This is a genomic window from Planococcus liqunii (genome assembly GCF_030413595.1).
Taxonomy (GTDB): Bacteria; Bacillota; Bacilli; order Bacillales_A; family Planococcaceae; genus Planococcus; species Planococcus liqunii.
The window spans coordinates 3,366,649-3,391,891 of the sequence record NZ_CP129238.1 but is presented as its reverse complement, the minus strand read 5'-3'; the positions used below and the strand labels follow the sequence as shown (position 1 = coordinate 3,391,891).

Sequence of the window (25,243 nt, the reverse complement as noted above, 5' to 3'; positions counted from 1 at the left end):
CCTGATGATTGCGACCGGATTGGTGAAAACAAGTTATCCGAAAGAAGACATCACATTTTTGTTGAAAGATGTCTCGGAAGTTTTTGGGGAAAGTACGCTCGAGGAACGTGAAAATGCAGTACGGGCGGGAGGCCATTACGCAGAACGCCTGCCGATGGAATACCGTCCTTCTGCAGAATATACAAAACTGTACCACGAAACAGTGGAGGCGACGAAGCAGCGCTTAGGCTTTTTAATCGGGCTTTTGACGCGCCGCATTGCATTGAATGCCAAAACGGAGGACATTGTGCTCGTTTCTTTGGCGAGAGCGGGAAGCCCGATCGGCATCTTGGTCCGACGCTACGCCCGGCAAGTGCTCAATGTGGACTGGCCGCATTACAGTGTGTCGATTTTGCGTGGAAAAGGAATTGATGAAAATGCGATGGAAGCCATCCGGAGCCGGCATCCCGAAAGCCGCATCCAGTTTGTTGACGGCTGGACCGGAAAAGGGGCCATCCAAAAAGAGCTGACCCGCTCGGTCCGTTTGCTGAATGAACAAAAGGGCTTGAAACTATACGATGATATGGCAGTGCTCGCAGATCCTGGAGCGTGTGCGGTACTATTTGGTACACGCGAAGATTTTCTCATTCCGAGTGCCTGTTTGAATGCTACGGTCTCAGGCCTGATTAGCCGGACCATCTTGAACGACCAGTTTATCAACGAAGAAGATTTCCACGGCGCCAAATTCTACAGCGACTTGCTGGAAGAGGACTTGTCGAATGATTTTGTCGACCGGGTTACAGCCAGCTTTTCGGAAACGTTAAAAGCGGTAGAAGATGCAGTTGCAGCGAATCCGGTTACAGCTGAACGTACTTGGGAAGGCATGAAAGAAGTAGAAGAAATAGGTCAAAAGATGTATAATGAAAGAGACTATACGTTAATCAAACCAGGCGTTGGGGAAACGACGCGTGTTCTGCTTCGGCGCAGTCCGTGGAAAGTGCTTGTCCAAGATCCGGCACATTCGGATGTTCAGCACTTACTGGTTTTGGCAAAGGAAAAGGACGTGCCGGTTGAAGTGGTGCCGGAGTTATTTTACCGGGCAATCGGGCTGATCCGTTCGGGGAAAGAGATATGACGATTTTATTTGCCAGCGATTTGGACCAGACTTTGATTTATTCACGCCGCACTATGGGTTCTGGCGTTTCGGAAGAGGAACTGAGAGAAGCGGAGCGGATAGACGGGAAACCGCATTCGTTTATGACGGCAAAAAGCCAGTCGGCGCTGTGGAACCTTGATTCTTCCGTCTGCTTTTTGCCGGTAACCACCAGAACCCAGGCACAGTATGAGCGGGTGACGGGCATCTATAGCGGAAGTGAACGCCCGCGTTTTGCAATTGTTGCAAACGGAGCCGTCATCCTGGAAAACGGAAAACCCATAAAAGAATGGTCGGACGATATCCGTAAGCGTTGTGTCAGCCGGAAAACGATCATTCAGGAGCTGAAGCCGGAAATTGAGCGATATTTTACAGAAGACTGGGTAGTGAGCGTGCGGGAAGCGGATGACTGGTTTGTTTATATGATTTTGGACCGGGAACGTTTCCCGGAAGACCAAATGGAATTTTACCAAAGGACATTCCGTGAAATCGGCTGGTCGCTGTCGCTCCAGGGCCGAAAGCTGTATTTTATGCCGGAAAGCATTACGAAAGCGGCGGCAATGGAATACGTTAAAAAGCGCATCGATGCGGCTTATGTAGTGGCAGCAGGGGATTCGCTTTTGGATATGTGCCTGCTTGAAAATGCAGATCTGGGCTTGCTGCCTGCCCACGGAGAAGCGGTCCAGAGCGGTGCTGTCTCTGAACATATTGAAATTACCGAGGAAAAAGGAATCAAAGCCGGGGAAGAAATCTTGGAGAAAGTGATGAGTATTTCCCGGAAGTTTGAATAAGGAGGAAATCCCATGGTTCAACTGCATCCGGTCCGCGTGAGAACGTGGGATCCGGAAAAATTGGGCGACTGGCTGACGAAGCCGATTGTCAATCATCCGGAAACGAAAGTTGAAGAAGATGCCATCACTTATCCGCAGCTGCTCGGCCAATTTGTCGGAATGCCGCTCGATGCCGACGATTATTTTGCTTCAATTTATGATCTGATGGAAGAGTCAAAGGGGCGCCTCGTACGGCTATCCGGGCGCTTGAACAAGCAGATTGCGGCTGAACGTTTGCGCAGCCTGCAGGATTTGTTTGAAATGAATACGAAAGAGCGAGGGCTGTCGCCAAACCGAATTGTAGCTTTTCTTGATGGCAAAGGCTTGCTGCCAAGATTGAAAGACGCAGGGCTGAATCGGCGGATTCGCCTGGTCATGATTGATATATTGAAAGCTTTCCAAACGCAATCCGGCGGAAGCACGACCCATTCTTCGTTCCGGCGGGTTGCAACAGACTTGGTCAAATGGACGTTCAACCACATCGAGCCGGAGCTGGAAAAGCTGGACCTGGAAAAAGGGCTGCCTGCTTTCCTTTGGTACGGCGATACGACAGAAAGCGAAAAATGGTTCCTTAAATTTTCTGCGGCTTTCGGTTTTCATGTCATCGTTTTCGATCCGACCGGAAAGCATTGGCTCGAAACGGTATTGGAAGAAAAAGATTTACCGACCCACAGTTTCCAGGTGACAGGGGATGCGGTTCTGCCGTTTCCGGAAGAAAAGCCGGAGCGGGTCGGAACGGTCGCATACCGGGCGACACAGGAAGTGGACCGCTTGCTGCACCATGACGATTCCGGCCTCTATAAGCCTTATCAGTTTAAATCCTATTTAACCAAATCCATCCGGCTGAAAACGACCATTGATGAAGCATTTATGCTTGCAAAAGAACGGGCAATGGTCCGCCCATCATTTGGCGTGGAACGCGGAAGCGTCAACATCCCGGTGGTGTTTGCCAAAATCATGGGCATTGAAAAAGACCGGAAGCGCTTCTGGGACAATATCCATGGGTTGACCGAACGCGAGGACACGCTATTGGTCCGGAGCTTTCCGTTTATCGAAGAACGCAAAGGGAACCAGCAGTTCCATTACCGGGCGGCGCTCGGAAAAAATGGACGGTTGGATCCCGAGAAGATGAAAACGGCCAACTGGTGGAAATACGGTCGCTTGCCGGACGGCCTGCAAACGGCCCTTTGCGAAGCGATTGCACGGCTTGTTGAAAAGCCGATGCTCACTCCGCAAAACGGCGAATCGTTTGAAGATCTCCAGCTTTATCAATTTTCCCAGTCAATGTCGATGCCGGACGCTGTTATTCAGCTGATCCAGCAGTTCGATTACCCGCAGTTTGTCCCGACTTTGCTGTTTTACAATGAAGAAAAAGACGGCGAATTGAGCCGTGCGGATGCTAATGCCATTGCACTCATTCATACATTCGGACTCGATGTCATCATTATCAATCCGCAAGGGCATCAGGACATTGAACGTTGGATCGATGCCGAATCAATCGATACGCACTGGCTGGATGACCGCAGCTACAACGAGCCATACCGCGAACCGTCAGTGGTCAAAAAGTTATTCAGAAAATGGCTTTAACCATTACAGGGAGGGATACCAATGAGCACATTGCCAAATCAAATCGAGCAGCAAGAGCTGGTCATGCAAGATGAAAACAACTTGAAAGTCCAGTTGAAAAAAGACCCTGAAGTGCTGGCACTGGCTTCAAAAATAAACCCCAAAAACCAGATTGAATTGCTGGAATTCGGGCGTGAACCCGCAAATGAAATCTCCGCTTTCACCGGCAAAGTCTTGAATTCGGTCCAGGCCAACAGCATGGAAGAATCAAGTGAACTTTTAAAGCAGCTCGGCAAAATCATGGACAAATTCGATAAAAAAGATTTTGTTGAAAAGAAAGGCTTCCTCAACAAAATCTTTAATAAAGGCAATAAAGTGATTGAACAATTGTTCAATAAGTATCAGACAATGGGTACGGAAATCGACAAAGTCTACGTCGAAATTACAAAATACGAAACTGAAATGAAAAAGTCGACATCGACTTTGGAAGAGCTGTACGACCAGAACTTCAATTATTTTATGGAACTGGAAAAGTACATCGCCGCTGGAGACATCAAAGTGCAGGAACTGAAAGCCCAGGAGCCGGAAGTGCGCAAACGGGCGGAATCCGGCAACCAGATGGCTTTGATGGAATTGAATTCCCTGCAAAACGCCATCGAATTGTTGGAACAGCGCGTCTATGATTTGGAAATGGCGAAGCAGGTTTCCTACCAGTCGGCTCCGCAAATCCGTATGCTGCAGCGCGGGAACACGAAGCTGATCGGAAAGATCAATTCTGCGTTTGTCACAACGATTCCAATCTTTAAGACCGGCTTGATTAATGCCATTGCGGCCAAACGCCAAAACTTGGTGGCAGAAGGCATGAATGAACTGGACCGCCGCACCAATGAAATGCTGCTGAATAACGCAAATGATATTTCGCGCCAAAGCGTGGATATTGCCCGCATGTCCGGACAACCTAGCATCAAGATCGAAACCATTGAACAGACTTGGGAAACGATTATGCAAGGCATGAACGACACACGTGAAATCGAAGCGGAAAACCGCAAGATGCGTGAGCAAGGGCGTTTGCGCATTGAGGAATTGCAGAAGAAATACGAAGACACCCAACGAAAAGCGAATTAATCGGAGGAGGAAATCAGTATATGTCTACAATTAACTTAACAAAAGGCCAGAAAATCGATTTAACAAAAACCAATCCGGGATTGACAAAAGTGCTTGTCGGCCTTGGCTGGGATACGAACAAATACAGCGGAGGCGGAGATTTCGACTTGGATGCATCTGTATTCTTAGTTGCGGAAAACGGAAAATCCCGCAGTCCGGAAGATTTCATCTTCTACAACAACCTGTCAGGCGGCAACGGTTCCGTTGTGCATGCTGGAGATAACTTGACCGGCGAAGGCGATGGAGACGACGAGCAAGTGCTGGTTGATTTGCCGAATGTTCCTGCAGATGTCCATAAAGTGGTCTTCACGGTAACGATCCACGAAGGCGAAAGCCGCGGCCAAAACTTCGGCCAGGTATCCAATGCCTTTATCCGTGTATTGAACGAAAGCACCAACGAAGAAATTCTGCGCTACGATTTAGGCGAAGATTTTTCGATTGAAACTGCGCTTGTCGTCGGCGAATTATACCGCCATGTAGGCCAATGGAAATTCAACGCCATCGGAAGCGGCTACCAAGGCGGCCTGGCAGCCCTTGTCAGCGACTTTGGTTTGAGCTGATAAATGAATGCAAAAACGTCCATCAAGAAATTGATGGACGTTTTTTTGTTTTGCAATTTACCGGCTGGATATAGGCAAGGAAGAAGAAGTTGGAGGAATCCTCAGCTTGGATATAGCTTCAAGGAAGGATAATAAACTTTTACACAAACCAATTTACGATGAATTTAATTATCATACTATAGTATCAAAAAATTCTCTTTATTTCATTAATTCTACATCCGCTTTTTATTTTATGCTAAGCTCGAAAAGAAGAGTTGATACATAGAAGGGATGAATACAGATGACGATTACTGAACGTGTGAAAGAGATTCGGAGAGATTTGCACCGGAATCCGGAACTTGGCGGCGAGGAATGGGAAACTTCTAAACGCATTCAGGCCGAATTGGAGAAAGCCGGCATTCCTTTCAAAACAGGCTTTGCCAAAACAGGCGTCCTTGGAATAATTGAGGGAAGTGGAAGCGGAGGGACTGTCGCTTTGCGTGCAGATATTGACGCGCTTCCGATTATCGAAAAAACGAATGTCGAATTCAAATCGACAGTTGCAGGAAAAATGCATGCGTGCGGACACGATGCGCATACATCCATGCTGCTTGGTACAGGATTCAAGCTGCAGGAAATGAAGGATCAATTGCCGGGGCGTGTCCTTCTTGTGTTCCAGCCGAATGAAGAATCCACGCCAATCGGCGGCGCAAGGCCGATGATGGAAGACGGTGTTTTTGATGAATACAAACCGGATGTCATTTTTGGGCAGCATGTATGGCCCGACTTGCCAGTAGGGAAAATCGGGGTTCGCGATAAAGAGATGATGGCGGCATCCGATAGGCTATCGTTTACAATTACCGGCGCAGCAGGGCATGCCAGTATGCCGCATCAAGGAAAAGATGCGATTGTCGTCACTGCGGAATTTATTTCTTCGCTTCAGTCGATTGTCAGCCGCAACATGAACCCATTGGAGTCAGCTGTTATTACGATTGGCACGATTAATGGCGGATACCGCTACAACGTAATTGCCGACCATGTAGAACTGACTGGAACGGTTCGGACTTACAGTAAACAAGCAAAGTCGACCATTAAACGGAGAATTGAAAATCTGGTCAAAGGATTTGAAATTGCATACGAAGTCAAAATTGCTTACGACTATATTGAAGGCTATGATGCCACCGTCAATACACCGGAATGGGCAGAGTTAGTCCGGGATACTGCAGTTGGTTCGTTTGGTGAAGAAGCATTGCCAACAGTAGATCCATCCATGGCAGGAGAAGATTTTTCGCGGTTTTTAGCTCAGTATCCCGGTGCATTTTATTGGCTGGGATGTGCCAAAGAAGGAGAAGAAATTCCGAAACCGCTCCATGATCCGGAATTTTATTTTAATGAAGATGCAATTGAAATCGGCGTCGATACAATGGTAAAAGTTACGGTCAAAGCTTTGGAAAAATTGAAGGAATTACGTTAATTCCGAACGTTAAGACGTCATTTTATTAAAAATTATCGGAATATCTTGAAAAAACGATGTATTTCTGAATATAATATTAAGGTATTAGTGTAATTATGCAGTCAGAGGAGGAGAAAGATGAAACAGCCAAAACAGAACGTGGAGAAGCGGGGATTTTTTATACGCTTTTTGAACGTCGTCGAGAAATTAGGGAATAAGCTGCCCGATCCCTTTATGATTTTTGTGTACTTAGCAGTCGCCGTTATGATTGCTTCCTTTATTTTCAGTATGTTCAATGCTTCGGTCGTTCATCCAGGCACTGGAGAGACGCTGGCAATCCAAAATTTGCTGTCGTGGGCCGGGCTGCAATACATCATAACTTCCATGCTTGAAAACTTTACAGGCTTTGCACCGCTTGGAACGGTACTCGCAATTATGCTAGGTATCGGCTTGGCCGAAAAAGTCGGATTATTGGAAATTGCCATTCGCAAAACTATTTTAAAAGCACCGCCTGCGCTTGTTACATACGCCATTGCTTTTGTCGGAATCATGGGGAATATCGCATCGGATGCTGCCCAGATTTTGATTCCGCCGCTCGCGGCAATGGTATTCTATAAAATTGGACGCCATCCGCTCGCGGGTCTTGCAGTAGGTTTCGCAAGTGCCGGCGCCGGGTTTACGGCAAACTTGCTGATTGTTGGAACAGACGCTTTGCTTTCGGGAATTTCAACGGAAGCTGCTGCAATCCTTGATCCTTCTGTTATTGTCACACCGGCTGACAACTGGTATTTCAATATGATTTCTGTTTTTGTTCTAACCATAGTTGCTGCACTCATCACAGAAAAAATCATCGAGCCTAAATTAGGAAAATATGAAGGCGATATGGTCATTGACGTGGATGCAGAAGAGCATCCAAAAGCCAATAAGGGCCTGCGCAACGCCGGCCTTGCAGCATTGGCTTATCTGGCGGTGCTTGCATTGCTTATCTTCCTGCCGGGTTCATCGCTTCGGAATGAAGAAGGCGGCTTGATTCCTTCGCCGTTCTTGACAGGAATCGTACCTATTATTTTCGGTCTTTTCATTGTACTCGGCGTAGCTTACGGAAAAACCGTCGGAGCTATCAAAAGTTCAAGAGATGCTGTCGGATTTATGAGTGAGTCTATCAAAGATATGTCTGGATTTATCGTTCTGATTTTTGCTGCATCGCAATTTATCGCTTATTTTACATGGACCAATATCGGAACTTGGGTAGCGGTCAACGGTGCTGAATTATTGACGCAAATCAACTTTACAGGAATCTACCTGATCGTCGGCTACATTCTCTTTACCGCAATGCTGAACTTCCTGATTTCTTCCGGTTCTGCGAAATGGGCACTGGAAGCACCGGTGTTTATACCGCTGTTTATGCAGCTCGGTTATCATCCGGGATTCACACAAATGGCTTATCGGATCGGGGATTCCTCGACCAATATCGTGACGCCGTTAAATCCCTATTTTATTGTCGTGCTTTCTTTCATGCGCGAATACGATAAAAAAGCAGGAATGGGAACGTTGATTTCCTTAATGATTCCCTATACATTGTCTTTCCTGGCCGTCTGGATCATTATGTTCCTGATCTTCTTCTTTGCGGAACTTCAGTTTGGACCGGGAATCACCCCTTATCTATAAACAATCATTAATGGAAAAGAGGAGAAAAGATGGCAGAGCAATTATTGGATGAAAATTTGCAGGATCAGATGATTCGCTGGCGCCGCGATTTGCACAAACATGCCGAATCGGGATTCTTGGAAATGCGGACAGCTTCTCTTGCCGCAGCATATTTAGACTCACTTGGCTATGGCATGAGCACTGCGGAAGAAGTTATGAAAGCAGAAGCGCGCATGGGTGTGCCGACACAAGATATTTTGGATGCGCATTACAGGTGGGCTGAACAAAATGGTGCCAATATCGACTGGCTGCCGAAATTCAAAAATGGCATGACAGGAATTGTTGCGACGTTAAAGACCAACAAACCAGGTCCCGTTCTTGCTTACCGTTTTGATATGGATGCGCTTGATATCCAGGAAGAAATGTCTGCCGGCCACATTCCGTTTGAAAAAGGTTTCACTTCGTTGAACGAGTTTAAGATGCATGCCTGCGGACACGATGGCCATACTTCCATTGGTCTTGGATTTGCGAAAACCCTAATGGACAATAAAGAACAGCTAGCCGGAACGATTAAACTGATTTTTCAGCCGGCTGAAGAAGGGACGCGCGGAGCCAAGTCAATGGTGGAAGCGGGAGTTGTAGATGACGTCGATTTCTTTATCGCCATGCACTTGGGCATCGGAGTGCCATCCGGTGAGTTTGTAGCCGGGAATTCAGGGTTTTTAGCAACGACTAAAATGGATATCGCCTTTAAAGGAACAGCGGCCCATGCCGGCGGAAAGCCGGAAGAAGGACGCAATGCGTTAATGGCAGCATCCTCAGCGGTACTCGGCTTATACGGAATCCCGCGGCATTCGGCAGGCGCATCACGGGTAAATGTCGGTGTTCTGAATGCCGGAACCGGCCGCAACATCATTCCCTCTCTAGCGGAACTGAAAGTGGAAACACGCGGAGAAACGTCGGAAATCAATGACTACATCCGTTCTCAAGCCCTCAATGTTTTAGAAGGTGCTGCAAAAATGTACGGAGTGGAAGTCAAAGTGGAGATTGTTGGCGAAGCGAAAAGCAGTATGCCCAGCAAAGAATTGGTGGAAACTTTAGCAAGGGCTGCGGAAAAGTCGCCGCTGATGAAGAAAACAGTCGAATGGTCGACGGATTCGGCAGGCTCTGAAGACGCGACTTATTACATGGAACGCGTAAAAGAGCTCGGCGGGCTTGCGACTTACTGCATCGTCGGCAGCGATTTAGCGGCCGGGCACCATAATGAACGTTTCGATTTTGATGAAGATTCAATGCTCGCAGCGGTTGATGTACTGTACCAGTCGGCCGTAAAAATAAGCAATTCATAAGAAAAAGACGGAGGCTCAGCTCTCCGTCTTTTTGCTGTCTATCGAGTTAGTTTACGTGAGGTATAAAGAAATCTGCGGGAAGATAATGACAATCACCAGCACGATAATGAATATCGCGAAAAACGGAACAACGCCTTTGATGACTTCTTCCACCTTTTCGCCTGATATCCCGCTTACAACAAAGAGATTCAGACCGACCGGCGGAGTAATCATCCCGAGCTCCATGTTGACAACCATGATGATGGCAAAATGGATGACGTCGATTTCCAATGCTGTAATGATCGGCAAGAGAATCGGCAGCGTGATCAAAATGATGGCTGTCGGTTCAAGGAACATGCCGAGAACAAAGAACAGCAGCGAAACGATCAGCAGGAAGGTCCACTTATTAAACCCGCTGTCGCTGACCCACTGGGCAAAATCCTGCGGCACTTGTTCGGTAGTTAAGAATGTACCGAGAACAAGAGCTGCTGCGATGATCAGGAAAATCATGGCTGTTGTGTTAATGGATTCGGTAAGAATATTTCTGAATTGGAATAAATTCAGTTCGCGGTATACAAAAACAGAGATGATGAGCGCATACAGCACAGCAAGGAAAGAAGCTTCAGTTGGTGTGACAATCCCGCTGTAAATTCCGCCCAAAATAACAACGGGCATAATCAGACCCCAAATGGATTTGATCGTCGGTCTGATCCGGTCTTTTATCGGAACTTTTGGCAATCCGCCGTAGCCTTTTCTGTGGGCAACAATCACTGCATAGATGATTAATGCCAGCCCTAATACTAAGCCCGGCAGGATACCTGCAGAAAACAGTTTTCCAGTCGATTGTTCCGACACAGATCCATAGAGGATCAAAGGAATAGAAGGCGGTATTAGAATTCCTAGTGTTCCGGCTGAGGCAACCAAGCCCATGGAATATTTCTTGTCGTAGCCAGCCTTGACCATCATGGGAATCATGATAGCACCAATGGCAGCAGCAGTAGCCGGGCTGGAACCTGAAATCGCGGCAAAAACCATACAGGTGAGGACCGTAACAACGGATAATCCGCCTTTTGTATGGCCGACCCATGAACGGATGGCTTCAATCAGGTACTTCGAAATTCCGCCTTGTGCCATGATCAATCCAGCGAATACGAAGCCGGGAATGGCCATCAAGGTGGTGCTGTTGACGCCGGTAAACATTCTCTGGATAACCGTATTAAGTGAAAAGTCCACCAGGTAAAGCCCGATAATACTTGAAACCGCCAAACTTATGGCAATCGGTACCCGCAATAAAGCAAGAATGAATAATAAACCAATGACGATTACTGTTTCCATAGAATGTCATCCCCTCCGGTATCATCTTCTTTTTTAACAAAGAACCGATAAGCTTTTTCGCAAAAACGAATGAACAGCAGTAGACCGGCGAGCGGCATGATTAAGTAGTTAATCCAGATGGGGAAACCAAGGTCGATCGTTTTGATTTGCTGATCATAGGCGGTCATCACCATATCCATGCCTGTCCAGAAAATAAATGCACTGAAGAAGAGTCCTACTAAAAGGGTAATGACCTGAGAAAACTTCCTGAAAGCAGGCCCAGATTTGTCATACAGAATATCGATGGCAATGTGTTTGTTTTCTTTTAACGCAGTAGAAAAGCCGATAAAGATTGCCCAGACCAGAAGCATTGTATAAATTTCCGTAGCCCAGCTTTGAGAGTTGCCTAAAACATATCTCATGAAAACGGAATAGAGACTGATGCCAATGCCGACCAAAAAAAACAAAGAAGAGAAAGCGCTTTCAATCAAATCTAAAACTCGTAAAACTTTCATCTTTTTTCCTCCCTTACATTATCAATGTATTTTGGATACGAGATTATTAGCTAAATCATAATATAAGATGAAAAGGATAACAAGAGCAAATATTTAAATAATTCTAAAATCGGTAAAAGTAATATTGGTTTAATCGATAGAAATCTACTATAAAATGTTCTATAAAACAAACTCTTTAAACCTGTATAATAGTTAGAAAATTAAAATTTTTTCTTTACATTAAGTTTTTTCTGTGCTAATTTTGGGGTGAGTTGTATCCAAAAATCAAGATGGAGGAATTCGACTCTGATTCAGCCATAAAATTCAATTTAGCAGGAGGGATGCGAGTTGGAATGAAAGCCCTTTCAAAACGCAGCGTCTGTATTGGATTAGTTTTATGCACAAAAACAAATTAAGGGGGAAATCGTGTATGAAGAAGTTTGCCTTATCTTTATTTTTACTGACGTCCAGTGCTTTCTTGGCTGCTTGCGGCAGTGACGAACCAGCAAGCGGTGGGGGTGCAGACGGCGTTGAGGAAATGACCATCAAATTCTCTCACGTAGTTGCAGAAAATACGCCTAAGCACCAAGGGGCCTTGGCGATGAAAGAGTATATTGAATCAGAGTCGGGCGGCAAGATTGAAGTGGAAATTTATCCGAACTCTTCGTTATTCGGAGATCAGGATGAATACCAGAACCTAGTTTCCAACAACGTGCAGTTCATTGCACCTGACTTGACGAAGTTTGTAGGGAATAACCCGCAGTTCAACGTTCCGGCACTTCCGTTCATGTTTGAAAATGATGAAGAAGCGATTGCCTTCTGGGACGGTGAAAAAGGCCAGGAAATCTTGAGCAGCCTTGAAAATGATGGGGTACTTGGATTGAAGATGTGGCCGAACGGCGGAAAGCATTTAACAAACAACGAACGCCCGATTGAGTCTCCAGATGACTTAAAAGGCTTGAAGTTCCGTACACAAGGCGGACAGGTTCTGGAAGCTCTTTACTCTGAGCTTGGAGCGGGCTCCGAGTCGATTCCTTTCTCTGAGCTGTACACAGCTCTTGACCAAGGGGTAGTAGATGGCCAGGAAAACACATTCAGCAATATTGAGTCTAAGAAATTCGATGAAGTCCAAAAGTATATGACGGTTATGAACCATACACGTGTTGATTACGCAGTGTTCACCAACACGGAATTCTGGGAAGGCATGAACGCCGAAACCAAAGAAATCGTTGAAGCCGGTTTGGAAGAAGGAACGAAAGTGGCTCGCGAAGAAGCGATCAATTTGAATAAAAAAGCGTATGATCTGATTAAAGAACGCGGTGAAACAGAAATCATTGAATTGACTCCAGAGCAAATCGAAGAGTTCAGAACTGCGTTGGAGCCGATTTACGAGGAATTCGAAGAGGAAATCGGTGCTGATGTGTACGAAGCAGCCCGAGCTGCAGCTGGCCAATAATCATTTCTTCATATCTTTAACTGAAAAAGTTGGCTGTGTACATAGCCGGCTTTTTCAGTTTAATGAAAACGCAACATCCATCCGCTTAAAAAAGGAGAATGAAGATGAACAAAGAAAAGTTTGAACAAGGGTTGGAAATCCGCAAAAGTGTATTAGGAGCAGAATACGTCGAAAAATCCATTCAAAATGCCACAGATTTCAATATGCCGATGCAGGAACTAGTCACCGAATATTGCTGGGGAGAGGTTTGGTCACGTCCTGGTTTATCAAGAAAAACACGCAGCATCATCAACTTGGCGATGATCACCGCATTAAACCGGCCGCACGAATTGAAACTGCATGTCAGAGGGGCCATCAATAATGGGCTGACCCGGGAAGAAATTCAGGAAGTGTTCTTGCAAACTGCCATCTATTGCGGGGTGCCGGCGGCTATCGACAGTTTCAGAACTGCAAAAGAAGTATTGGACGAGATGGACCAAGAAGAAATTAATCCGTCCTAATCGCGGCATTGGCAAGCCGTTGGAGCGAAGAAACAGAATCTGGGGTGAAGGAAATACGTATATAAATTTTTTCGCAAATTTTGGATACAAAATACGAAAAGATATGATGCAGGAGTAATTCAAACCAGACTCTGTTTACAGCTTTGCTTGAGTAAAAAAGAAACACAAAACAGGCGCAGTCGAAGAGACGAATCTTTTGAGCGAAAGTCGCATAGTTTCATCAAAGTGGAGGAGGATTTTCATGAATTTCCCTGAACATGTGCAAATAAATGAAGTGGTCTTAAGAGACGGCCTGCAGCTGGAAGCCAAAATCGTTCCTTTGGAAGAAAAAAAGGAATTGTATGAACTGCTAGTGAATGCTCATATAAAGACTCTTGAATTCGGTTCGTTCGTGCATCCTAAACTAGTTCCCCAAATGGCCAATAGCGGAGAGCTTTTTGACGCTGTTGCTGCAGAAATCCAACGCCCCGCTTTAATCGCCCTGATCCCGAATTTAAAAGGAGCGGAAAATGCCCAGTCGCATGGCGTCAGCCGGCTCAACTTTGTTTTTTCTGCCAGTGATACCCATAATCAGCAAAATGTGCGCAAAAACACAGAAGAATCACTAACCGAACTAAAAACCATATTGGAATTCTGCAACTCGCATGGCATCATTTTGAATGTCTCCATCGCGACAACGTTTGGCTGCCCATTTGAAGGCGAAGTGCCGGTGGCAAGGATTCAGAATTTGGTGCACCGGCTAGTGGAGATGAAGATCGATGTAATTACATTAGCGGATACCACCGGAATGGCCAATCCCAAACAAGTCTACGGCTTGCTTTCATTGCTGCGAGGTGAATTCCCATCACAAAAATTCAATTTGCATTTCCATAACACAAGAGGGATGGGACTTTCCAACATCCTGGCAAGCCTGCAGGCAGGAATCGACAGCTTCGATACATCGCTTGGCGGGCTTGGCGGCTGCCCGTTTGCCCCAGGCGCTACCGGGAATGTCTGCACAGAAGATGTTGTTCATATGCTTCATAATATGGACATTGATACCGGCCTGTCGCTGGAAGGACTCTTAAAAGCATCGGCAGCGCTTGAAAAAATCGTCGAACACCGAACGCCGAGCTACCTGTTGAAGGCTGGGCCTTCTGACCGCAAATACCCGGTGCCGGCCGGTTGAAAAGAAAAATAAATTGAATCCTACAAAATGGAGGCTGAATCATGGCAGAATGGCAAACGATTTTAGTAAATGAGGAATACGTTTCCGATAATGTATACATCCTGGAATTGAACCGCCCGGAGGCAATGAACTCCTTGAACACCTTAATGGGCATTGAATTGATCGACTGCCTGAAATCACTGCAGAAAAAACCGGATTTGCGGGTGTTGATTTTGACGGCATCCGGAGAAAAAAGCTTTTGTGCCGGAGCGGATTTAAAAGAGCGGAAAGGGATGACCAATGAGCAATGGAAAGAACAGCACGATATTTTTGAAGATGCTTATGAGCAGCTTCGGAACTTCCCGTACCCAGTGATCGCCGCAGTCAATGGCTTTGCATTAGGCGGCGGCATGGAAATGTTGCTGAGCTGCGATTTGCGCTATGCTGCAGAGCACGCAAAAATGGGGCTGCCAGAAGTGACGCTCGGCATTATTCCCGGTGTCGGAGGCACACAGTTATTGCCAAGAGCCATTCCGGTCGGCTTGGCCAAGGAATTTTTATTTAGAGGAAATCAGATACCGGCTGAAAAAGCATTGGCGGCTGGAATTTTAAACGGAGTTTTTACGAAAGAGGAGTTGCTCTCAGGGACTTTGGACGTTGCCAAAGAAATCGCAAAAAACGCACCACTTTCTTTGAAATCCATTAAAAAAACCATCAATACCGGCTTGGAAACGGATCTCACTACCGCTTTGTCGATTGAACTGGACCAGTACTATAAATGCGCAAATTCTGAAGACCGGCAAGAAGGCGTTCTGGCGTTCAATGAAAAACGGAAACCGCAGTGGCAAGGAAAATAAACCTGTGATAGAGAAAACGGATGTCTATTCCTAAGAAAAGGAGCGGAAACGATGGAGCTTAGCAGAAAATTAGCGGAATACAGCCTGAGGCTGGCTTATGAAGACCTGCCAAAAGAAGTGGTGGAATTCACGAAGCTCTGCATCTTGGATTATTTTGGGTCAGCAATCGCCGGCTCGGAAAAAGTACCGGTTCAGATGATTAGCGAATTAGCGAAAGAAATGGGCGGATCCGAACAAGCGCATCTGGTGACCGGCGGGCAATCGTCTGTTTTAAACGCAGCTTTGGTGAACGGTGCGGCTAGCCATGTAGTGGAGCTGGATGATATTCATAAAGGATCAATCATACATGCAGCAACGGTCGTGATTCCCGCTGCCTTGGCAGTAGCGGAATGGAAAAGGCTATCCGGAAAAGATTTGATTGCCGCAGTCGTGGCAGGATATGAAGTGTGCTATCGAATTGGCGAAGCCGTTTCGCCTTCCCATTATTACTACTGGCATAATACGGCCACCTGCGGCACATTTGGTGCTGCTATTGCAGCAGCTAAATTGCTCGGTTTGACAGTGGACCAGACGATTGCGGCTCTCGGCAATGCGGGCACTCAGGCAGCTGGGCTTTGGGAGTTTATTGAAGACGGCGCGATGACGAAACAGCTGCATACAGGAAAAGCGGCTATGAACGGATTACTGGCTGCGCTTCTTGCGCAAAAAGGATTTACAGGGCCTCAAAAAATCCTGGAAGGCAACCGAGGCTTTTTTAAAGCGATGAGTGAAGAATACGATATTTCCCGTGTCACAGAGGGACTAGGCAGTGAATTTAAAATTATGGAAAATTCCTTTAAAATCCATGCTTCCTGCCGGCATACCCACCATGCAGTGGATTTATTGATTGATATCTTTAATGAACGCCAGCCCAAGCTTGAAGAAATCGAATCAGTTATGGTTGAGTCCTACCAAGTGGCGCTTAATATCACGGACAATGACAATCCGCAAACACAGTACGCTGCGAAATTCAGCCTGCAGTTCTGTTCGGCGCTTGCTTTATTGAAAGGCAGTGCGACACTGGACGATTTTAGCGATTCGGTGCTATGGGATGAAGAAATCCGCCAGCTGTTGAAAAAAGTGAAAGTGGTCACCGACCCGCAGATTAACGCCAGTTACCCCAAACAATGGGGAGCAGCAGTCGAGGTCCGCTTTGCCAATGGAGAAACCGTCAAAAAGCAAACGGATTTCCCAAAAGGAGATCCGGAAAATGCAGTAACTGCTGAAGAACTGCGGGAAAAATTCCTGAACATGACGAACAAGTATCCGGAAAAGCAACGGCATCAACTGGCTGACGATTTACTTGAATTGGAAAAGTTTGAAACGGTAGAAAAAGTAATGGTGACTCTATAACTTATCCCAATAGCAAAGAGGGAGAGACGATGATTGATAAAAGAAGTGAGCGATTAAATGCAATCCAGGACCAACTCAACACATTAAAAGACCATGAACTTGAAGAAATGGAGCATCTTCTGTCCCTTTATCAAGATCAAACCGTTACAGAAGACCATCCCAATGCGGTGCCGATGCATTTCTTGGGCCGGTTTTTAGGAATTACTCAAAATCAGGACGGCACTTCCGAAATGAAACTGGGTTTGCAAAACGCCAATACGTACAGGGTTGCCCAGGGAGGCGCCATTTATACATTAGCAGATGTCGCAATTGGGTTTAGCATTTTGCAGGATGTAGAAGAGGGGCAAAAAGTGCTGACTTTGGAACTGAAAGTCAACTTTATCGAAAAAGGGCAAGGGTCCCGGCTGATTGCTTCTCCAATCATTTTGCGCCGCGGAAGGAGCACCGTGGTTTCGGAATGTGCAGTAATGGATGAACAAGGAAGATTAGTGGCAAAAGCACTTGGCACTTTTTATATCACCAGCTCCCGGAAAGCTCGTGAGGAGGAGACATCATGAAAGAAATTCACTACCAGGCAATTGTTGAAGAAGTTAGCGAAATGTGCAAGAGAGCCAATTACGATCTGGGGGACGACGTGTATACTGCTTTCAAAAAAGCGTTGTCTGCTGAAAAGTCGGAAACCGGAAAAGAAGTTTTAACCCAATTAATCGACAATGCCGATATCGCAAAAGCCGAAAGAGTGCCGATGTGCCAGGATACAGGAACGGCTGTCTTTATCGTCGAGCTGGGGCAGGATTGCCATATTATAGGCGGAAGCTTAATCGATGCAATTAACGAAGGCGTATCAAAAGGCTACGGCGAAGGATACTTGCGGGGGTCAATGATTTACAATCCGTTGAACCGGAAAAATACCGGCAACAATACGCCGGCCATTGTCCATATCGAATTGGTGGAAGGCAGCGAGTTGACTCTTCATATGACCGCAAAAGGCGGCGGTGCAGAAAATATGAGCGCGATGAAAATGTTGAAGCCTTCGGACGGCATGGAAGGCGTCAAAGACTATATCTTATCCATCGTCAAAGTGGCAGGCCCGAATGCCTGCCCGCCGCTGGTCGTCGGAATCGGGATTGGCGGAAACTTTGAGCGCTGTACGTATTTGGCGAAAAAGTCATTATTCCGTTCTGTAGGTGAACGGAATGAAGATCCGGCTGTTGCAGAGCTTGAAGAAGAGTTGCTGAACAAAATTAACCGGCTTGGAATCGGTCCTCAAGGAATGGGCGGAAGCACAACGGCATTGGACGTGAAAGTGGAAGTGGAATCCTGCCACATTGCTGCATTGCCAGTGGCTGTCAATTTGAATTGCCACGCGAGCCGCCACCAAACGACTACATTATAGTAAGGAGGGCGAACTGTGCAAAAGAAAATAACACTGCCATTAACGGATGCGGACCTGGACTCATTGAAAGCAGGAGACCGGGTATTATTGTCCGGCACGGTTTATACCGCGAGAGACGCTGCCCATAAACGTATGACTGAACAAGAAAAAGAAGGCATCCCATTTCCAATTGATGTAGCGGGGCAGGTGATCTACTATACAGGGCCGACACCGGCAAAACCGGGTGAAGTAATCGGTTCAGCCGGGCCTACCACAAGTGGAAGAATGGATCTATATACACCAAGACTATTGGAAAAAGGTTTGAAGGGCATGATTGGGAAAGGCTATCGGAACGAAGAAGTAAAGGCGGCTATCAAGCAGCACCGGGCAGTTTACTTTGGCGCGGTGGGAGGCGCCGCAGCATTGATTGCACGCTCAATAAAAGCGGTGGAAGTGATTGCGTATGAAGACCTGGGCACTGAAGCGATCCGCAGACTGACGATTGAGAATTTCCCGGTGTTTGTCATCAATGACGTGCACGGCGGCGATATTTACGAACAAGGCGTTGCCCAATTCAGGCAAGACCATTAGCATAAACTGACCATTACAAAAGGGGGCGAATGACGGATGAAAGCAGGAATCATAGGGCTTGGCAATATGGGAGGCCGAATGGCCAAAAGGCTGCTGGAACAAGGGGTTGAAGTCGGCGTTTTCGATGTGAATAAAGAGTTTGTTCGTTCTTTTGTAGAATTGGGAGCTGAAGAAGCCCGAAGCCCCGCAGAGCTGGCTAAAAAGTTTCCCTACATCATCACCGTATTGCCGAATGTGTTTATCGTCAAAGAAACGCTGGCAGGAGCAAACGGATTGATGGAAGGCATGACACCGGATAGCCTGTTAATCGAAATGACGACGTCTATCCCTTCTGTTACGAAAGAATTAAATGAAATGATGAAAACGAAAAGCTTTCGGATGATTGATGCTCCGGTAAGCGGAGGCGTGAAAAAAGCGGAAGATGGAAGCTTGTCGATTATGGTAGGAGGCGAAGCGGATGATTTTGAGGAAGCGAAGCCGCTCCTTTCATTGCTTGGCCAGAATATTTTTCATGTTGGAGAATCAGGGGCAGGCCATACCATCAAGGCATTGAACAATATGATTTCCGCCACTACTTTAGCGGCTACGGGTGAGGCCATGGCGCTTGGCGTGAAACTAGGGCTGGATCCGAATAAAATGCTCGATGTCATCAATTCCAGTACAGGAAGAAGCTTTTCAAGCGACTTTAAATTTCCGAACCAAGTATTAACGAGGAATTTCGAAGTCGGGTTTACGCTGGATTTGATGGTGAAAGATTTGAAAATTGCCATGAGCATGGCAGAAGAAGAAAAAGTGCCGATGTTTATCTCCAGCGCATCCTTCCAGCTGTGGAAGCATGCCTGGTCACAGGGTGGCGGCAGCGAGGACCATACGGCCATCGTCAAATACATTGAAGAAATGTTTGGTGTCGAAATAAAGGGATGAGCACCTCATCTGTACCGGATTTTTAGAAAGAATGCTAAAATTACTTCATCTTTCTTTTCATGAGAGAAAAGTATTTAAGGGGTGCAGCATGGAGAATATCAGATTGACCGAACAAGATAGAGCCACTTTGCAGTTCAAAGTTACAACTAAACTAAGAGAACTGATTTTAAAAGGCGAATTCAAAATGGGCGAACGCCTGATGCAGGAAGAGTGGGCACAGAAATTAGGAGTAAGCCGCATGCCGCTCCGCGAAGCTTTGCGGCAGCTGGAAGTGGAAGGCCTGGTTCGTATCGAGCCCAGAAGAGGCGCAGTCGTAACACCGGTTTCGACGGAAGACATTGAAGAGATCTATCAATTGCGGGCCCTTTTGGAAGGAGAGGCGGTCGTCAAATCCCTTCCATTTTTGGATGAAGAAACGATCCAGGAGCTTGAAACGATTTACAATAAGATGCTTCAGTTGAAAGCGGATGAGACCGATATGGAAGCCTATATGAAGCTGAATACGGAATTCCATCGGATTATTCGGGAAGGTTGTCCGTGGAGAAGAATTCAGGGATTCATCGAAACCTTATGGAAAGGCATTCCGCCGTACACACCGAGCCTTCTTGCAAATCATTTGCCGGAGTCCCATAAAGAGCATGGCTTGATGCTGCAATACATTAAAGAAAAAGACGCGGAAAAACTGAAACAAGTGACCATCAAACATATTCTTCGCACAAAAGAAAATTTGATTCAAATGATTGGGAACAAATAGCTGCTGACAGCGGAAAACGAAGGGAGATCAGTTCATGAAGACATTGGAAATAGCCGTCATACCGGGAGATGGAATCGGGAAAGAAGTGGTACCGGAAGCGCTTCGTGTATTGGATGCAATTGCTGATATTCATGGAGGCTTTAAGTTTAACTATACTCATTATCCTTGGAGTTCCGAATACTACGTAGAACATGGAACGATGATGCCTGAAAATGGGCTTGAACTGATTAAAGGGAGTGACGCCATCTTTTTGGGAGCTGTCGGAGATCCAAATCTTGTGCCGGACCATGTTTCGTTGGGGGGGTTATTGTTAAGAATCCGCCGGGAGTTTGAACAGGTCATCAATGTCCGTCCGGCAAAGAAGCTTAGAGGGATGGTATCGCCATTATCGAATCCCAAAAACTTCGATATTCTAATCGTGCGGGAAAATAGCGAAGGTGAGTACAGCAGCAGCGGGGGCAGAGTCCATAATGGAATAGATGAAATTGTCGTCCAGAACGCCGTCTTTACAAAAAGAGGTGTGTCCCGTGTCATGGAATACGGCTTTGAAATAGCAGGGAAAAGAAACGGACATCTCACAAGTGCGACAAAATCGAATGGCATCGCCCATTCCATGCCTTTCTGGGATGAAGTGTTCAACGAGTTGTCTGCAAGCTATCCGGATATCAAAACAAGGAGCGAACATATTGATGCGCTTTCTGCCTTTTTTGTCACTCGTCCGGAAACGCTGGACGTCGTTGTTGCGAGCAACTTGTTTGGCGATATTTTAAGTGATTTAGGTGCGGCCATCATGGGCAGCATCGGCATTGCACCGGCAGCGAACGTCAACCTTAACGGGAAATATCCGTCGATGTTTGAACCGGTCCATGGCTCAGCTCCAGATATTTACGGAAAAGGCATTGCCAATCCAATCGGCCAGATCTGGACAGCGAAAATGATGCTGGACCATTTAGGTGAACCGGAAATGGGAGCTATCGTTTTAGAAGCAATTGAACGTACCTTGGAAGCAAATATTAAAACCGGGGACATCGGCGGCAGCTCCACAACGAGTGAAGTGACAGATGCCATTATTGCCGCTATGAAAGAACAAATAAGATAATGAATAGCTGGGGATCGAGTAAAAGGTGATCAGTTTTTATTTTTTGCTTCAGATTCCCTTCCTTACGCTTTCCTTTATCTGAATTTTTAATAGAATTTAAATTATTTAAATATTGTATCCAATATCCTATATGGTTTAATCGATTTGTTGATGTTTAAAGAACCGTTGGAAAAAAGCGGTTTCAATAAATTCGAGTAGGAAGAATAGATACGAATTGCTGCCATATATGGAAAAGAGCAATTGAGGAAGGCAAGGAGCTGAAATGATGGCCAAAAAGATGGAATTTGATACGGAACTTGCAAAAGAATATGACAAAGGCGTGCGGCGAACACTGCCGACTTACGATCCGATGCTCCGTCTGGCGAAGACATTTTTACGTTTCAACTTGGATTCGGAAGCCTCTTTGTTAGTTGTCGGAGGCGGAGGAGGGGGCGAACTGAAAGCATTCGGCCCGGAAAATCCAGGCTGGCGTTTCACGGCAGTGGATCCTTCAAAAGCCATGCTTGAAGTGGCAGCTATGAAAGCAAATGAATTGGAAATGCAGAACCGGGTGGAATTTATCCGCGGAACGATTGTAAATGTGCCTGCTGAATCGGTTTATGACGGCGCGACGTGCATTCTGGTGCTCCACTTTATTGCTGAAGCGGAAGACAAATTGGCACTATTGAAGAGAGTGCGTTCTCATTTAAAGCCGGGTTCGCCGTTTGTGCTGGTTTCAAAAGTTGGCGATCCGACTGACCCCGAATTTAAGGAGTTGGTGTCGCTCTGGAAAAATTACTGGCTGGATCATACACGGATGACCGAAGAAAAAGTGGAAGAGTTGATGAAGGGGACATTGACAGAGTCGGTAATTCCCGAAAAAAGGCTAAGGGAATTGATGGAAGAAGCCGGATTCCACCGGATTGCCAACTTTTTCAAAACCAATCATTTTGGCGGCTGGATTTGCTACGCCAAGTAACAGCGGTTCGGATTCTGCTATGATATGCGGCGAATAAGAGGTTGAGACAGGAGGCAGGGAGCATGAAACGATTCGACAGTAAAGATATAAAAGTATACGGCTCTTTTGCACTTGCTGTTCTTGCCTTTATCGCTGTTTACTATGGATTGCCGGATGCCTTCAGCTACTCAGGAAAAATCATGACCGCAATCATCGTTTCCGGAGTGATTCTTTGGGCGTTAGAACCGATTTCATTGGGGCTGACGGCTTTACTGATTTTACTGGCAATGCTGCTGTTTAATGTCGCTGATTCGTCGGTAGTTTTCAGCGGTTTTGCTTCGCCGGCCACTTATTTGATTGTCGGGGGGATGATGCTGGCAACTGCGGTTGATGAAACTTCCCTTATCAAAAGAATGACTTATATCATTCTGAAAAGATGGGGGAGCCATTCAAAAGGGCTGCTTGGCAGCATTATCATGATTCAGCAGCTGCAGGCCTTCTTTATTCCTTCTACGGCGGTGCGTTCGGCTCTGATTTTGCCGGTTTCCAGTATGATTATCGACACGACTGGAGCCAAAGCGGGCAGCAACCTGCGGAAAATGATCATGCTCGGCGTAGCTTACGGCGGCGTCATCAGCGGCACGTCGGTGATGACTGCGGCAATTGGAAATATCCTGACTGTCGAACTGCTGAACCAGTTTGCCGGAATTAAGATTACGTATTTTCAATGGTTTTACTATACCTTTCCCCTATGGGTGATTTTAATCCCGGCTATCTGGCTATTGCTGATTAAAATTTTTCCCTTGCCGAAAGAACAGCAATACTTTCCCAAGATCAAAGGCGAAATGCAGGAGAAACTGGCGGAACTTGGCCCAGTCAACCGGCGGGAAGTCCGCTGCTTTGCCATTTTGCTGTTTATTGTTGCATTGTGGTTGGCCGAACCGCTGCATGGCATGCATCCAAGCATCCCGGCATTGATCGGCGTCGTATTAATGACATTGCCAAAAATCGGTGTTGCCGACTGGGAGCCGGTGGTGAGGATCAATTATAATACGATTTTATTAATTAGCGTTACCTTATCGATGGGCTATACCTTTGTTGACTCAGGGGCAGCTGACACCATCAGTGAGTATTTAAGCGTCAGCTGGTTTATGTCACTGATCAAAAATCCGCTGCTTGCAGTCATTATCGTGACATTCCTGGCGCAGGTGTTCCATAAACTGATTTCAAATGTGGCAACAGCCGTGGTGGTACTGGTACCTATCATTATCAGTGTGGCGCAAAATGCCGGTATCGACCCGACAGTCACCGGCTTTGCGACAGGACTCAGCTGCCTGTTCGGTTTCGTGTTGATTGTGGAATCGATGCCGAATCTGCTTGTACATAGTACGGGCATGGTCACCCAAAAAGATTTTTTGAAACCCGGTTTATACGCCACCATCATTTCAATAGTAGCTACTGTCTTGGTTGCATCGACTTGGTGGACCTGGATCGGATTGGTTTAAATAGCGGTTTAAAGAAAAATATAGAAGGAGGGACTGTTATGTTGCCATTAGAAGGGATTACGGTTGTGTCATTGGAACAGGCTGTGGCAGCGCCTTTTGCTACACGCCAGCTTGCAGATTTAGGAGCTCGTGTCATTAAAGTGGAACGGCCGGGACCAGGTGATTTTGCTCGAGGTTATGACCAAACGGTAAAGGGAATGTCGAGCCACTTTGTATGGGCGAACCGGTCGAAAGAATCGATTGCCTTGGATTTAAAGCACGAAGAAGCGAAAAAAGTCTTGGAGGAACTGCTGTCAAAAGCGGATGTGTTCATCCACAACCTAGCACCGGGTGCCGTGGACCGGCTCGGTTTCAGTGCGGCTGAACTGAAAGAGAAATACCCGCAGCTGATCATTTGTTCCATTTCCGGTTACGGAACGTTCGGCCCCTATACTAATAAAAAAGCGTATGATCTGCTGATTCAATGCGAGGCGGGTTTGGTATCGGTTACGGGCACCGAAGAAACGCCGTCAAAAGCAGGGATTTCCATTGCGGATATTGCAGCGGGGATGTATACGTATACCGGTGTTTTAACAGCGTTAATTGCCCGCTCGAAAACAGGGAAAGGCGCCGTTATCGAAGTGTCGATGCTTGAAGCGCTTGCGGAATGGATGGGCTTTCCGCTGTATTATTCCGCTTATGGAGAACAGGAACCGAAACGGACCGGCGCGAGCCATGCCACCATTTATCCGTACGGTCCGTTCAAAGCCGGAGATGGGAAGTTCGTCTTTATGGGTATTCAGAACGAGCGGGAATGGGTGCGTTTTTGCAAGGAAGTGCTGAAAAAACAGGAAGTTGCGGCAGACGGCCGGTTTGACAATAACTCCAAGCGGGTGGTGAACAAAGAGGCGTTGAAAGAGATCATCGAAGACGTCTTTCAGCAAAGCGAGTCCCTTCAAATCATCGAGCTTCTCGAAAGCGCGAAAATTGCCAACGCCCGCTTAAACACATTGAAGGAATTGGTTGATCACCCTCAATTAGAAGCACGCAACCGCTGGAGCGAAGTGGATTCGCCGGTAGGACCGCTAAAAGCCTTGATTCCGCCAGTCACATCTGATGAAATCAGTTCGGTGATGAAACCGATTCCGGAAGTTGGGCAACATACAGCAGCCATTTTAAAAGAGTTTGGATTTGATCCCGATAAAATGCAGTCATTTACATCGATAGATGCTGCTGAAAACTAAAATAAGATTGAATCGA

At 46.5% G+C, this 25,243-nt stretch carries 24 protein-coding genes; 22 read left to right on the top strand and 2 right to left on the bottom strand.

Features of this window, described 5'->3' with window-relative positions; translation table 11 throughout:
• Window positions 1-4 precede the first annotated feature (4 nt).
• The 8 genes from QWY22_RS16745 to QWY22_RS16710 all read left to right on the top strand — a co-directional run bounded on the left by QWY22_RS16745 (window position 5) and on the right by QWY22_RS16710 (window position 9,680).
• On the top strand, window positions 5-1,114 hold the full coding sequence (locus tag QWY22_RS16745) for a cysteine protease StiP family protein (protein ID WP_300984421.1): 1,110 nt from the start codon (window positions 5-7) through the stop codon (window positions 1,112-1,114).
• Window positions 1,111-1,923 (top strand): hypothetical protein, encoded by an 813-nt coding sequence (locus QWY22_RS16740; RefSeq protein ID WP_300981955.1) that lies wholly within the window; start codon window positions 1,111-1,113, stop codon window positions 1,921-1,923. The genes QWY22_RS16745 and QWY22_RS16740 overlap by 4 nt, the downstream gene beginning before the upstream one ends.
• Window positions 1,924-1,935: 12 nt before the next feature.
• Window positions 1,936-3,549 carry a YceG family protein gene (locus tag QWY22_RS16735; protein WP_300981954.1) on the top strand — a complete coding sequence of 538 codons (1,614 nt, stop codon included), beginning with the start codon at window positions 1,936-1,938 and terminating at the stop codon, window positions 3,547-3,549.
• Window positions 3,550-3,570: 21 nt separating this feature from the next.
• A complete protein-coding gene (locus tag QWY22_RS16730; RefSeq protein WP_074508724.1) occupies window positions 3,571-4,653 on the top strand; it encodes a toxic anion resistance protein in 1,083 nt (360 codons plus the stop codon).
• Between the two features lie 20 nt (window positions 4,654-4,673).
• Window positions 4,674-5,252 carry a TerD family protein gene (locus QWY22_RS16725; RefSeq protein WP_300981953.1) on the top strand — a complete coding sequence of 193 codons (579 nt, stop codon included), beginning with the start codon at window positions 4,674-4,676 and terminating at the stop codon, window positions 5,250-5,252.
• 280 nt (window positions 5,253-5,532) lie between these two features.
• A complete protein-coding gene (locus QWY22_RS16720; RefSeq protein ID WP_300981952.1) occupies window positions 5,533-6,705 on the top strand; it encodes a M20 metallopeptidase family protein in 1,173 nt (390 codons plus the stop codon).
• 117 nt (window positions 6,706-6,822) lie between these two features.
• Complete coding sequence (locus QWY22_RS16715) at window positions 6,823-8,352, top strand: AbgT family transporter (protein ID WP_074508722.1); 1,530 nt, start codon at window positions 6,823-6,825, stop codon at window positions 8,350-8,352.
• Window positions 8,353-8,381: 29 nt separating this feature from the next.
• Window positions 8,382-9,680 carry an amidohydrolase gene (locus QWY22_RS16710; RefSeq protein WP_300981951.1) on the top strand — a complete coding sequence of 433 codons (1,299 nt, stop codon included), beginning with the start codon at window positions 8,382-8,384 and terminating at the stop codon, window positions 9,678-9,680.
• A 51-nt stretch (window positions 9,681-9,731) separates the two neighbouring features.
• On the opposite strand, the gene QWY22_RS16705 is transcribed toward QWY22_RS16710, so the two are convergent.
• A complete protein-coding gene (locus tag QWY22_RS16705; protein WP_300981950.1) occupies window positions 9,732-10,994 on the bottom strand; it encodes a TRAP transporter large permease in 1,263 nt (420 codons plus the stop codon).
• Window positions 10,982-11,488 carry a TRAP transporter small permease gene (locus QWY22_RS16700; protein WP_074508719.1) on the bottom strand — a complete coding sequence of 169 codons (507 nt, stop codon included), beginning with the start codon at window positions 11,486-11,488 and terminating at the stop codon, window positions 10,982-10,984. The genes QWY22_RS16705 and QWY22_RS16700 overlap by 13 nt, the downstream gene beginning before the upstream one ends.
• A gap of 409 nt (window positions 11,489-11,897) precedes the next feature.
• Here QWY22_RS16700 and QWY22_RS16695 point away from each other — a divergent pair, with 409 nt between their 5' ends.
• The 14 genes from QWY22_RS16695 (at window position 11,898) to QWY22_RS16630 (ending at window position 25,227) form a co-directional block, all read left to right on the top strand.
• Window positions 11,898-12,923: a DctP family TRAP transporter solute-binding subunit gene (locus QWY22_RS16695; RefSeq protein ID WP_300981949.1), complete on the top strand. Its 1,026-nt coding sequence runs from the start codon at window positions 11,898-11,900 to the stop codon at window positions 12,921-12,923.
• Between the two features lie 104 nt (window positions 12,924-13,027).
• On the top strand, window positions 13,028-13,423 hold the full coding sequence (gene pcaC / locus QWY22_RS16690; protein WP_300981948.1) for a 4-carboxymuconolactone decarboxylase: 396 nt from the start codon (window positions 13,028-13,030) through the stop codon (window positions 13,421-13,423).
• A gap of 241 nt (window positions 13,424-13,664) precedes the next feature.
• A complete protein-coding gene (locus tag QWY22_RS16685) occupies window positions 13,665-14,591 on the top strand; it encodes a hydroxymethylglutaryl-CoA lyase (protein WP_300981947.1) in 927 nt (308 codons plus the stop codon).
• Between the two features lie 41 nt (window positions 14,592-14,632).
• Window positions 14,633-15,427: an enoyl-CoA hydratase/isomerase family protein gene (locus tag QWY22_RS16680; RefSeq protein WP_300981945.1), complete on the top strand. Its 795-nt coding sequence runs from the start codon at window positions 14,633-14,635 to the stop codon at window positions 15,425-15,427.
• Window positions 15,428-15,478: 51 nt separating this feature from the next.
• A complete protein-coding gene (locus tag QWY22_RS16675; RefSeq protein WP_300981944.1) occupies window positions 15,479-16,819 on the top strand; it encodes an MmgE/PrpD family protein in 1,341 nt (446 codons plus the stop codon).
• A 29-nt stretch (window positions 16,820-16,848) separates the two neighbouring features.
• Window positions 16,849-17,376, top strand: a complete 528-nt coding sequence (locus QWY22_RS16670) for a PaaI family thioesterase (RefSeq protein ID WP_300981943.1) — start codon at window positions 16,849-16,851, stop codon at window positions 17,374-17,376.
• Complete coding sequence (locus QWY22_RS16665; protein ID WP_300981942.1) at window positions 17,373-18,215, top strand: fumarate hydratase; 843 nt, start codon at window positions 17,373-17,375, stop codon at window positions 18,213-18,215. The genes QWY22_RS16670 and QWY22_RS16665 overlap by 4 nt, the downstream gene beginning before the upstream one ends.
• 15 nt (window positions 18,216-18,230) lie before the next feature.
• Window positions 18,231-18,785, top strand: coding sequence for a Fe-S-containing hydro-lyase (locus QWY22_RS16660; protein WP_300981940.1), 555 nt, complete (start codon window positions 18,231-18,233; stop codon window positions 18,783-18,785).
• Between the two features lie 36 nt (window positions 18,786-18,821).
• Window positions 18,822-19,709 (top strand): NAD(P)-dependent oxidoreductase, encoded by an 888-nt coding sequence (locus QWY22_RS16655; protein WP_300981939.1) that lies wholly within the window; start codon window positions 18,822-18,824, stop codon window positions 19,707-19,709.
• Window positions 19,710-19,797: 88 nt separating this feature from the next.
• A complete protein-coding gene (locus QWY22_RS16650) occupies window positions 19,798-20,463 on the top strand; it encodes a GntR family transcriptional regulator (RefSeq protein WP_074508709.1) in 666 nt (221 codons plus the stop codon).
• A 34-nt stretch (window positions 20,464-20,497) separates the two neighbouring features.
• A complete protein-coding gene (locus tag QWY22_RS16645) occupies window positions 20,498-21,562 on the top strand; it encodes a tartrate dehydrogenase (protein WP_300981938.1) in 1,065 nt (354 codons plus the stop codon).
• 265 nt (window positions 21,563-21,827) lie between these two features.
• Window positions 21,828-22,520 (top strand): class I SAM-dependent methyltransferase, encoded by a 693-nt coding sequence (locus QWY22_RS16640; protein ID WP_300981937.1) that lies wholly within the window; start codon window positions 21,828-21,830, stop codon window positions 22,518-22,520.
• A 62-nt stretch (window positions 22,521-22,582) separates the two neighbouring features.
• A complete protein-coding gene (locus QWY22_RS16635; protein ID WP_300981935.1) occupies window positions 22,583-24,004 on the top strand; it encodes an SLC13 family permease in 1,422 nt (473 codons plus the stop codon).
• Window positions 24,005-24,042: 38 nt separating this feature from the next.
• Entirely contained in the window at window positions 24,043-25,227 is a 1,185-nt protein-coding gene (locus QWY22_RS16630; protein WP_300981934.1) for a CaiB/BaiF CoA transferase family protein, read from the top strand.
• Window positions 25,228-25,243: the final 16 nt, after the last annotated feature.